The sequence below is a fragment of the Tepidiforma sp. genome, assembly GCF_034433535.1.
Taxonomy (GTDB): Bacteria; Chloroflexota; Dehalococcoidia; order Tepidiformales; family Tepidiformaceae; genus Tepidiforma.
Window position 1 is genome coordinate 1 of the sequence record NZ_DAOUAO010000050.1, and the last position, 11007, is coordinate 11007.

General features: G+C 68.1%; 12 protein-coding genes. 9 read left to right on the forward strand and 3 right to left on the reverse strand.

The annotated features are described in order from the left end of the window. Together VAE46_RS02660 and VAE46_RS02665 are read right to left on the reverse strand one after the other, a co-directional pair. The coding region (locus VAE46_RS02660; protein ID WP_322795363.1) for a hypothetical protein at positions 1-976 on the reverse strand (976 nt) is incomplete at its 3' end. Positions 977-1054: 78 nt separating this feature from the next. Continuing rightward, complete coding sequence (locus tag VAE46_RS02665; protein ID WP_322795364.1) at positions 1055-2098, reverse strand: hypothetical protein; 1044 nt, start codon at positions 2096-2098, stop codon at positions 1055-1057. A gap of 199 nt (positions 2099-2297) precedes the next feature. On the opposite strand from VAE46_RS02665, the gene VAE46_RS02670 reads away from it, so the two are divergent. After that, positions 2298-2483 (forward strand): hypothetical protein, encoded by a 186-nt coding sequence (locus VAE46_RS02670; RefSeq protein WP_322795365.1) that lies wholly within the window; start codon positions 2298-2300, stop codon positions 2481-2483. On the opposite strand, the gene VAE46_RS02675 is transcribed toward VAE46_RS02670, so the two are convergent. After that, a complete protein-coding gene (locus tag VAE46_RS02675; RefSeq protein WP_322795366.1) occupies positions 2480-3043 on the reverse strand; it encodes a PadR family transcriptional regulator in 564 nt (187 codons plus the stop codon). The two genes, VAE46_RS02670 and VAE46_RS02675, sit on opposite strands and share 4 nt — an antisense overlap. Positions 3044-3126: 83 nt before the next feature. Here VAE46_RS02675 and VAE46_RS02680 point away from each other — a divergent pair, with 83 nt between their 5' ends. From VAE46_RS02680 to VAE46_RS02715, 8 genes are all read left to right on the forward strand, one after another. Beyond that, positions 3127-3822 carry a metal-dependent transcriptional regulator gene (locus VAE46_RS02680; RefSeq protein ID WP_322795367.1) on the forward strand — a complete coding sequence of 232 codons (696 nt, stop codon included), beginning with the start codon at positions 3127-3129 and terminating at the stop codon, positions 3820-3822. Between the two features lie 39 nt (positions 3823-3861). After that, positions 3862-5397, forward strand: a complete 1536-nt coding sequence (locus tag VAE46_RS02685) for a diguanylate cyclase (RefSeq protein ID WP_322795368.1) — start codon at positions 3862-3864, stop codon at positions 5395-5397. Beyond that, entirely contained in the window at positions 5394-5567 is a 174-nt protein-coding gene (locus VAE46_RS02690; protein WP_322795369.1) for a hypothetical protein, read from the forward strand. The genes VAE46_RS02685 and VAE46_RS02690 overlap by 4 nt, the downstream gene beginning before the upstream one ends. Positions 5568-5618: 51 nt before the next feature. After that, entirely contained in the window at positions 5619-6167 is a 549-nt protein-coding gene (locus tag VAE46_RS02695; protein WP_322795370.1) for a carboxymuconolactone decarboxylase family protein, read from the forward strand. Between the two features lie 67 nt (positions 6168-6234). Next, positions 6235-8166: an alkaline phosphatase family protein gene (locus VAE46_RS02700; RefSeq protein WP_322795371.1), complete on the forward strand. Its 1932-nt coding sequence runs from the start codon at positions 6235-6237 to the stop codon at positions 8164-8166. 49 nt (positions 8167-8215) lie between these two features. Beyond that, positions 8216-9301: a hypothetical protein gene (locus VAE46_RS02705; RefSeq protein WP_322795372.1), complete on the forward strand. Its 1086-nt coding sequence runs from the start codon at positions 8216-8218 to the stop codon at positions 9299-9301. Positions 9302-9404: 103 nt separating this feature from the next. Then, complete coding sequence (locus tag VAE46_RS02710; RefSeq protein WP_322795373.1) at positions 9405-9821, forward strand: OB-fold domain-containing protein; 417 nt, start codon at positions 9405-9407, stop codon at positions 9819-9821. Positions 9822-9823: 2 nt separating this feature from the next. Beyond that, entirely contained in the window at positions 9824-10969 is a 1146-nt protein-coding gene (locus tag VAE46_RS02715) for a thiolase C-terminal domain-containing protein (protein WP_416223932.1), read from the forward strand. The last annotated feature ends 38 nt before the right edge of the window (positions 10970-11007 follow it).

The following is an 11007-nucleotide window of genomic DNA, read 5'->3' on the forward strand; positions in this document are numbered from 1 at the left end:
GACGTTCAGGGAGCTTGAAGAGCATGTGCTTCATGCGCTCGATGTGGTACTCGAGCATGCGCTTGCGGTCGCGGGCGACGAAGCGATAGAGGTCGCGCTCCAGTTCGTTCTGGGCGAACTCGTCGCCGTGGGAGAAGAGGGTATAGAGCATGCTGTCCTGGACGAACAGGATGGCGGCGAGCTCGGGGAAGGAGCGGGCCTCCTTCGCGACGCGGGAGAAGTCGGTCGGGGCCTGGAGCCCGAGGCCGCCGCCGTTGGCGAGGGCGCGTTTGCGGAAGGCTTCGCTGTGGCGGGCGAGGTCGTAGATGACAGTGGAGAGGAAGAGCTTGAGCTCGAGAAAGCCGTAGGAGATTTCGGGGAGCCAGCCCGACCAGAGTGCGCCGGTGAAGTAGGCTCGTTCGGATTGTTCGGTGAGGAACTGGCAGACGGCGCGCTCGATGTCATCGGGGAGGGGTTCGAGCGACTTCCAGTTGAGGTCGGTTGCGGAGACCCAGCGGTCGCGGATGGCTTCTTCGTAGAGCGGGATGCAGCAATCGGCCCAGACGAGGGCCTTTTCGAAGATGGTGTATCCCATGTCTTCGACGATGGGGTTGGGGTAGGAGCCGCGGGCGATCTCGGAGCGGTTGGTCCACACGTCGGGGACGTCGCCGTAGGTGCCGATCATGAGGTCGGCGATGGTGAGGCCCATCTCGGGGTTGGAGGGGCGCGCGCGGATGCCCCATTCGGTGGGGACATTCATCCAGGAGAGGTCGCGGGGGATTGCGGTCTGCCCGCCCTGCAGAAACTCCTTCGCGCGCTTGCCATCGACATTGGCGCGGAGGGCCTGCCAGATGACCTGGAGGGAGTGGCCTTTGGCGAGGGCGAGTTCGATGAGGCCGTCGTCCCAGCCGAGTTCGCGGGCCTTATCACGGGCTTCCTGGGGAACTTCGACGCTGGTGGCCTGGGCGGCGCGGGCGAGTGCCTCTCCGGTGGACAAGGGCGGACCTCCCTGGGGGTATCGGGCGGGCGGGGTACACGGCCCCGCCGCGAGTGAGTCGTGGAACGGCCCGGCGGATCAGGCCGGGTCGAGGAACTGGGCCATCAGCGGCCCGAGGCGCTGGCGGCGATCGCCGAGGCCGGCGACGGTGAGGCGGTGGACGTATTCGTTGATTTGGCGCTTGCGCAGGAGGAGGAACTTCTGCAGGCCTTCATCGAACTTGTCGACGCCGCCGCCGAGGAGGATGCAGAGGGCTTCGAAGACCGGCGGGAAGGTGACATCGCCCGAGCCGCCGCCGGCAGCGTCGCCCTCGGCCTTGTCGAGGTAGTGGTGGATCTCCTCGCGGCGCTCGGGTTCGGTATCGAGGACATACTTGAGGTGCATGACGCCGAAGGCGAGGTGGCGGGATTCGTCCTGGGCGCTCATGCGGAAGATGCGCTTGTCGGCCTCGGTCTGGCCGATGAGCTCGCCCATGCGGAACATGGATTGGACGAAGCCTTCGGCCTGGACGTGCATGAGGACGGACATTTCGGTGAAGTCGCGGGCTTCGATGAGGGTGCGGAGGCCGAGGCCAGCGCCCTGGGCGAGGAGGCCGCCGCCGTTGGCGAGGGCGCGCTTGCGGAAGACATCGGTGTGGCGGGCCTCATCCATGATCTGGGTCATGAGGAAGAGGCCGGCTTCGAAGTCCTGGGCCGAGACGAAGGGCATCCACTGGCCGGGAACGTCGCCGGCGATGAATTCGACCTCGGTGAGCATGGTGGCAAGCTGGCACATCGCGCGCTCGAGCTCATCGGGGAGGGGTTCGAGCGTGTCCCAGGGGATATCGCGGGCGGAGCTCCACTGCCGCTGGGTCGCCTCTTCGTAGAGCATGATGCAGTTTTCGGCCCAGACATCCGCCTTGGACTGGTAGTTGGGGCCGAACCGCTGGGCGCCCGGGCGGGGGATGGCGCCGCGGAGGCGGTAGGTCATATCGCCGGGGCCGCGGGCGCTATCGGCATAGCGGCCGAGGTTGATCTCCTTGAGGGTGAGGCCCTTCTTGCCGGGCTCGGCCGAGGTGGCGTCGTCGTAGAGGTTGAGCCAGGACAGGTCGAGGCCCGGTTCGGTCTGGGGATTGGCCGCCATGCTGGTTCTCCTGTGGTGGCGTCGATGTCCGCGATAGTCTAGGCCTTTGGGAACGGGGCTGAAAGGGGGTTTTCTACCGCTGAGTAAGTTTGGGCGGGACGCGTCATCGAAACACCTGCGCTGCGACCGTGCGGTTCACGCCTTATCAACCCGGGCGTTCCTGCCGATTAGATCGGGTAGAAACCGGGAGGACACCGAAATGACACGCCTGGAGAAAGCCTGTCCGTATCCGGCGGGGAGCCGGGAATTCCGCTGCGAGCGGTGCTCGGTCGCGCATGGCGGGGTGCCGCCGTGCGTGGCAGCCTACCTTGGCGGCCAGGTGGCCGCCGAGCAGGTTGTGCTGCTCGAAACGATCGACGAACGGCGCGCGCGGAAAGCGGCCTAATCGGTGTGCGCGGGCGGGTTCGCGCGGGCGAAGAGGACCGCCTCGGCTTCGTCGGCCCAGGCGAGGAAGGCCTCTTCGAAGCGGATGCCCGCGCGCAGGGTGAGGTAGGGCCCCAGGAACTCGCGGGGCAGCTGGCCGGGGGGGACGCCTCCGAAGTGCGCTTCGATGGCGCGGTAGGCGGCGAGGCGCTCATGGTGCTGGCGCCGGTGCTCACGGAGGGCGGCCAGCGCTGCGGCCGGTTGGGCGAGGCCGTAGCTCCAGACTTTGACGAGGAATTCATCCTTGGTGAGTGTGGCGGGGGAGGGGGTGGTGACCCAGGCGGTGAGGTCGGCGAGGCCGGCGGGGGTGAGGGAGTAGAGGCGTTTATCGGGGCGGCCGACCTGGTGGACTGTGCGGCCGGCGATGAGGCCGGCTTCTTCGAGGCGGGCCAGTTCGGGATAGATCTGCTGGGCCCGGGCGTTCCAGAAGTAGCCCACGGTATCGCTGAAGCGGCGGGTGAGCTCGTAGCCCGAGAGTTCGCCGCCGGCGAGGAGGCCAAGGATGGCGTAGCGCAGGGACATCTGCGAGGGAAGTTTGGGGCGATTGGCGGTGATGCGCCACGGGAATTTCCCGGGAGGCGGCGACGTGCCAAGATCGCGGTGCCATGCCGAAACAGGTCAAGAACGTTGCCAGTGACGACTATTTGACGGCCATCTACCGGATGAGCCACGACGAGGGGCAGGACGTGATCGCGGTGCGGCTGGCGGATCGGCTGGAGATCACGCCGCCCTCGGTGGCCGGGATGCTCAAGCGGCTGATGCGGGATGGCCTGGTGCACGTGGACGCGAAGAAGGTGATTCACCTGACGCCGGAGGGACTGCGCCGGGCCGAGCAGATGGTGCGACGTCATCGGCTGGCGGAGTGCCTGATCACCGACGTGCTGAAGGTGGAGTGGTGGCGGGCGTACGAAGAGGCGCACCTGCTGGAGCACGGGATCTCGGACATTACGGAGAAGAGCCTGTTCGAGATGCTGGGACGGCCGCAGCGGAGCCCGTTCGGGTATCCGATCCCGGGGACGGGGGCGCCCCGGAAGCTTTCGATGACGACGCTGGCGGATATCGGGGAGGGGCAGGAGGTCGAGATCGACCGGGTGTTTGAAGAGGACGAGCAGCTGCTCAAGTTCTTCGATGAAGAGGGGATTCGGCCGGGGGTGCGGGTCCGGCTGGAGGAGGCAGCGCCCTACCGGGGTACGATTACGGTGCGCCTCGGGGAGCGGACGGTGGTGCTGGGGACACCGGTGGCGAACAAGATCTGGGTCGTGCCGCCAGCGAAGGGGAGCTCGCGGGAAACCTCGTCGTAACGGGTTCATAGCGGGCGGCGAACGGCCGACATCTTTGACGTGGAGCTGTTTTCACTGCGTGAAGGGCGCGGGCCGCTGCGGGTGCTCGTGGTCGAGGATGACGCTGCGCTGGGCCGGCTGATCCAGCTGGCGCTCGGGCAGCATCTTGCCGACGTTCGCCTGGCGCGCACCGGGGCCGAGGCCATCGCGGAGCTGACGGCCGGGCACTTCGACGCCATCGCCTCGGATATCAGCCTGCCGGACATGACGGGGCTGCACGTCATCGCTGAAGCGCGGCGGCTGGCGCCCGCGGCCGGGATCGTGGCGATTACCGGGTACGTGGACGTGGAGATCGCGGTACGGGCGATGAAGGCAGGGGCAGACGACTTCCTTGGGAAGCCGTTCGATGCCGAAATCCTGTGGCACCTGCTCAACAAGGCCGCAGACACGCGGGCGCGGCACATCGCGGCGGAGCAGGCGGCGGTCTACCGGCAGCTGGCGTATACGGACGCGCTCACGGGCTGCCCGAACCGCCGCTACATCGATGAGTTCCTGGCGGATGCCGTCTTCCAGGCGCGGAAGCTGAATCGGCCGCTGGTGGTGGCCTACCTCGATATCGACAACTTCAAGCTGCTGAACGATTTCGTGGGGCACGAGGAAGGCGACCGCGTGCTCCAGCGCGTGGTGAAGGAATTGTCGGCACATATTGAGCCGCCGACGCAGTTCGGCCGCTTCGGCGGCGATGAGTTCGTGGTCGTGATGCCGGGGATGAGCGAGGAGGGCGCCCGGCGGCTGATGGAGCGGGTTCGCCGGGCCATCGGGCGAATCGAGGTGGTCAACGGGGCGCGCATCACGCTGCCGGCGCGGGTCTCGGTGGGGGTGGCTGCGCTGCGCGAAGGGCAGAGCCCGCGGGACCTGGTGGCGGAGGCGGAAGACGAGATGTACATGAACAAGGCGGTCTCCCCGGCCATCGTGCCCGCTGCCCTCGCCCAGGAGGAGGCGCTGCTGAAAGCGGGCAATGTGAAGGCGCTGCGCAACCTGGTGAAGGCGATCGACCGGCGGGATTCGTACACGCGGTTCCACAGCGACCACGCGACGCAGCTGGCGGTGCGGCTGGCGACGGAGCTTGACCTCGGCGATGAGGTCATCAACGCCCTGGCGATTGGCGGGCCGATCCACGACCTTGGCAAGATCGTGGTGCCGGACGAGATCCTGCGGAAGCCGGGGCCGCTGACGCTCGAGGAGCGGCGGGCGATGGAGGAACACCCGGTGATGGGGGCGGCGATCACGGCGGCGCTGACCGACATGGATACGGTGGTCGACCTGGTCCGCCATCACCATGAGCGGTTCGATGGGCAGGGCTACCCGGCACAGCTCAAGGGCGAGGAGATTCGCCTTTCGACGCGGCTGTTCAGCCTCGCGGACGCCTTCTCGGCCATGACCACCGACCGGCCGTACCGGAAAGGGCTGACGCTCGAGCGGGCCGTGGAGGAGATCCTGCATGGGCGGGGCACGCAGTTCGACCCCGACCTGGCGGAGGCGTTCGCGCGGATGGTGGAGCGGGACGCCGTCGAACGCGGGGAGCGGGCGGCATGAGGCGGCTGGCGGAGCTCGCCGGACTTGCCATGGCCGGCTGGTGCGGGCTGGAGCTGCTGCTGCGGGCGGCAACCGGGACGCTCGCGGGGAGCGGGTCGGCGATTGCGGCAGGGGCGGGGGCGGCAGCGATGGCGGCGGCCGCGCGGCGGGCGCAGCGCCGGGTGAGCTGAAGCGGCGGCGGCAAGGGGCTACACTCCGCGGCACACCGAGGAGGAGATGCAATGTCCCGGCTGCCCTTGATGACGCGCGACGACATCCCGGAGGAGCTGCGGTACGTGTGGGACCGGAATTCCACGGGCGGGATGGTCCCGAACATCTTCCGGGCCATGGCCAACAACCCGGAGGTGTGGCGGGCATACCTGCGCCTGGGAAACGGGCTCTGGAACCACTGTGGGCTGGACGTACAGACGCGAGAGCTGGTCATCCTGCGGACGGCCATCCTGCATCACAGCCAGTACGAGTGGCACCAGCACGTGCGCATCGGGCGGCAGGCAGGGCTGGACGACGCGAAGATTGTGGCGCTGCACCACTGGAAGACGAGCGACCTGTTCACGCCGACCGAGCGGGCGATCCTCGAGTACGTCGATGCGGTGAGTGCCTCCGGGCACCCCTCGGCGGAGGTTCATGAGCGGCTGGCTTCACTGGTGTCGCCGGCGACGGTGGTGGGGGTGAACCTCCTGACCGGCTTCTACGCGATGACCGCGAAGTTCCTCTCTGCGATGGAGGTCGAACTCGAAGGGCCATTCGTGGGGTGGCAGCTGCAGGGCTAACGTGACGTTGACGGGCCGGAGCGACGCTACCGGCAGCAGCCGAAAGGGTTCGAACGTGAACGCAGGAATGACGACCGTCGAATGCATCGGGCCGGAGCGCCCGGGAGGGCAGGGACTCGACCCGGAACAGGAGGAGTCGGGGAACCTCGCGATTCATCGTCTGCTGACGACCCGGGACGGCGAGGCCTGGACCGACTTTGTCGCGACGGCGCGGCAGGACCGGGAGGGCCGCTGGTGGTACGAGGCCTGGGCACGGCGGGGCATGGTACGCTGGGTTCGGACCTACGCCCCGGGCGGCGGCTACCGGTATGAGGTAGTGGAGGTGGTTGGGGAGAACCCGCTGGAGCGGCAGGACCACCGCGCCCTCGCCACGCTGGCGGAGGAGCTGGAGGCAGCCGGCAACCCCGAGGACATCCAGCGGGCGTTCATCGAGCCGGAGCGGCTGACGTACCCGTACGCCTACGAGCGGATTTCGCAGCTGTTCGACAGCCCGAACGCGCCCGACCTGATCGTGAACCCGAAGAGTTACGCGTACGGGCGCCAGCCGGGGCAGCACGGCGCGCTCGACGTGGTGCAGTCGCGCTCGCCGCTCATCTTCTCGGGGCCGGGGGTGAAGCGGGGCGTGAAGGTGGAAGCCGAGGCGAAGCAGGTGGATGTCGCGCCGACGATCGCGCGGCTGATGGGGTTTCCGCTGATCGACGGCCGGGACAGCACGGGAAGGACATCGACCGAGCGCGGCGTAGCCCCGGATGTCTACCTCGCGCGGCAGGACGGCCGGGTGCTGGAAGAGGTCCTCGACGATTCGACCGGGCGCCCTGAGCGGGTCTACCTGATGCTGCTGGACGGGCAATCGCTCACCGAGCTGCTCTACCGGCTGGAGGAGGACCCGGGGTCGATCCCGAACCTGCGCCGGCTCATCGAACGGGGCTGCATGCTGCGCTGGGGGAGCATCACGAACTTCCCAAGCATCACGTGGCCGAGCCACAACACCATTGGGACCGGGACATGGTGCGGGCACCACGACATCGTGAACCCGACCTACTACCTGCGTGAACGGCGCGAGGTAGTTTCGCCGCAGGGACAGCAGTTCGATACGGCGCGGTTCCTGAACCCGCAGGTGGAGACGCTGTTCGAAGCGTTCAAGCGGGTGTTTGGGCCGGATGCGGTGACGGCTTCGATCAATGAACCGTGCACGCGCGGGGCGGACCACGCCTCGCTGGAGCGGCGCCTGCTGGGCGACCGGGGCCGGCTGATCGCGCTCACGAAGGAGACCGAGCACGAGATCAACCCGCGCTGGTACGAGGAACTGGAGGAGGAGGGACACCGGCTGCAGGGCCAGATTGACAACCGCGGGCTGGCGCAGGCGCGGCTGCTCTTCCTCGATGAGAGCCAGCCGGCGCCCGTGTTCGTCTACCACGAGTTCGCGCAGCCGGACTCTTCGGCACATGACTACGGGCCGCACCACGAAGGGGCGCGGGCTGCGCTCGACGAGACCGATGTGCGCATCGGGCACATCCTGCGCACACTCGAGCAGCGGGGCCTGCTGGATTCGACGCTGTTCGTGATTACGACCGACCACGGCATGGCCACGCAGGACGTTTCGCTGAAGGCGAACCCGGCCCGCATCCCCCAGCGCGACGGGATGGCGGCGATCACCACCGAGCCGGGGATTTACCTGCGGGACCTGCGGGTGGAGGTGCGGGTGCAGCGGGATGGTCGGACGGCGCAGGTGACGGTGCTCGACAATGACGCGCTCGAGAACGGCGAACGGCCGCCGGTGGCCGGGGCCGAGATCATCGTGTCGGACCGGCAGGATGGGCTGGTGGCGCGGGTGCAGACCGACGCGAACGGGCTCGCAGGGATCGGGCTGCCGGCCGACATCGCCCCGGAGGAGCTGCGGATGGCGGTGCACGCGGAGGGATTCAATCCGCGCCACCTGCGCCTCGACGGGACGAGTATGGCCCTTGACCTGCGTGAGGTGCTCTACGGAGCGGGGTAAGCCTCGGGCACGGCCCGCCGGGCGTCGGCCGGCGTGATAGGATGGCGTCATGGCGTTCACGGTGGAGGATGTGCAGGACCTGATCCGGCTGCTGGCGGAGCGGCCGGAATGGCGCGCCCAGCTGCGACCGCTAATCGTGGGCGACGAGTTCGACCGGCTCCCAAAGGCGATGGCCGAGCTGACTGAGGCTCAGCGCCGCACCGAGGAAGCCATCCAGGCGCTCACCGCGCGGGTCGACCGGCTCGAACAGCGCATGGAGGAGCTGGCCGAAGCCCAGCGCCGCACCGAGGCTCGGGTCGAAGAGCTGGCCGAAGCCCAGCGCCGCACCGAAGAAGCCCTCCAGGCGCTCACCGCCCGGGTCGACCGGCTCGAGCAACGCATGGAGGAGCTGGCCGAAGCCCAGCGCCGCACCGAGGAAGCCATCCAGGCGCTCACCGCGCGGGTTGACCGGCTCGAACAGCGCATGGAGGAGCTGGCCGAGGCCCAGCGCCGCACCGAGGCTCGGGTCGAAGAGCTGGCCGAGGCCCAGCGCCGCACCGAAGAAGCCCTCCAGGCGCTCACCGCGCGGGTCGACCGCATTGAAGAACGGCTCGACCGGCTGACGGAGCGGGTCGAGGTGCTCGAGGCCAAAATGGAGCAGCTGACCGAGCAGGTGTCGCGGCTGGTGCTTGCGGTCGATGCGCAGCGGATTGCCATCGATCGGATGAACAACCGCATCGATGCCGACCTGGGCTACCTGTACGAGATGCGATTCGAGCGGAAGGCGCCGTCGCTGTTTGGTCCGTGGCTGAGGAAGCCGCGAGTGGTGACCCTGAACGACCTCGACCTGGTCGACCAGGCGGAGGACCAGGGCGTGCTGAGCGAGCAGGAGATTATCGAGCTCAGGGCACTCGACCTGATCGTTGAGGGCAGGGACCGCGCAGACCCGGAACAGCGGCCACTCCTCATGGCGGTGGAGGTCTCGCGGACGCTCGAGGAGAACGACATCAGCCGGGCGCTGCGGCGGGCGCAACTGCTGGAGAAGGCTGGCTACCGGGCGCGGGCAGCCGTGAGCTGCCGCACGCTGGATGAGCGGCTGTGGGAGCTGGCGGACGCCTGGGGCGTGCTGGTCCGGCAGGCGGATGACGCGGCCTGACTGGCCGCTTGCCTGACTTTGACGTTCACGGTAGACATGGAGGTGCACTGGCAGCCGGGACCGGCAAGCCGGCCCGGACTCTTCGTTTTCGGCAGGAACAGGTTTGCACGACTATTCGAGGGTTCTCCCACAGGCAACGCCGGAGACCCAGCCCTACTGGGATGGGTTGAAGGAAGGCAAGCTGATGCTCCAGCGCAACAAGGCGACGGGGCAGGCGTACTTCCCGCCGCGGCCATTCGACCCACGCGACCCGTTCGCGGAGGTGGAGTGGTTCGAGGCGAGCGGTAAGGGGCGGCTGCTGAGCTACGTGATCAGCCACCGGCCCCCGCCCGGGTTCGAGGCGCCCTTCGCAATTGCGGTGGTAGAGACGGATGAAGGCATCAAGATGATGACCAACATCATCGATTGCGAGCAGACGCCCGAGGCGCTTCAGCTGGACATGCGGCTGGAGCTGGCACCTACCCGGGTGAACGACGACATCACGCTGCCGACCTGGCGGCCGGCGAAGGAGGAGCGGTAATGCTGAAGCCAGGCAGCGTAGCGATTGTCGGCGCGGCGGAGCTGGTTTCGCCGGAGGGGCGATTCCCGGAGCTCTCGCAGCTGGGGCTGCACGCCCGGGCGGCAATCCTGGCGATGCAGGAGGCCGGGTTGAAGCCGAGCGATATCGACGGGGTGGCCTGTGCGGGCGCGAGCCCGACGGAGGTCGCGTTCTACCTCGGCATTACGCCGACGTACGTCGACGGGACCGCCGTCGGCGGGTGTTCATTCATGATCCACGTGCGGCACGCGGTGGCGGCGATCGAATCGGGGCTGGCGAAGACCGTGCTGATCACGCACGGGGAGAGCGGGCGCTCCGGGATCGGGCGCGGCGGCTTCGGGTTCGCGCGGCAATCGCTGAACGCCCAGTTCGAGGGCTGGACCGGCCCGATGGGCCCGCCGACGATGTTCACCGTGCCGGTGCTCCGCTACATGAAGACGTACGGGGTGACCGAAGAGCACCTGGCGATGGTCGCGGTGGTCCAGCGGGAGTACGCGGCACGCAACCCGAACGCGATGATGAAGGACCCGATCACCGTCGAGGACGTGCTGAACTCGCGGATGATCGCGTATCCGTTCCGACTGCTGATGTGCTGCCTGGTCACGGACGGCGGCGGCGCGCTCATCCTCACCTCTTCGGACCGGGCGCGGGACTTCCCGACGAAGCCGGTGTACATCCTTGGGACCGGCGAGAGCGTGGAGACCCCGATGGTGAGCCAGATGGAGGATTTCACCAGCTCTCGCGCGTTCCGGGTGGCCGGGCCGCGGGCCTTCCAGGAGGCGGGGATCACGCATGACGACGTGGACCACCTGATGATTTATGACGCATTCGCCCACCTGCCACTCTATGGGCTGGAGGATCTCGGCTTCGTGGGCCGCGGCGAGGCGGCGCAGTTCATCTGGGAAGGGAACACGCGGGCCAACGGCAAGCTCCCGCTCAACACAAACGGCGGCGGGCTGAGCTACACCCACTCGGGCATGTACGGGATGTACGCCCTGCAGGAGAGCGTGCGCCAGTGCCGGGGCACGGCGCCGGCCCAGATCCCGGGCGTGAAGGTGAGCGTGGCGCACGGGGTCGGCGGGATGTTCGCAGCCTCGGGGACGGTGGTGCTTTCGAACGAGCGCCCGTAGGCTTCACCGGGCAGGTTTGTCGTGCCGGGGCGCGAGGC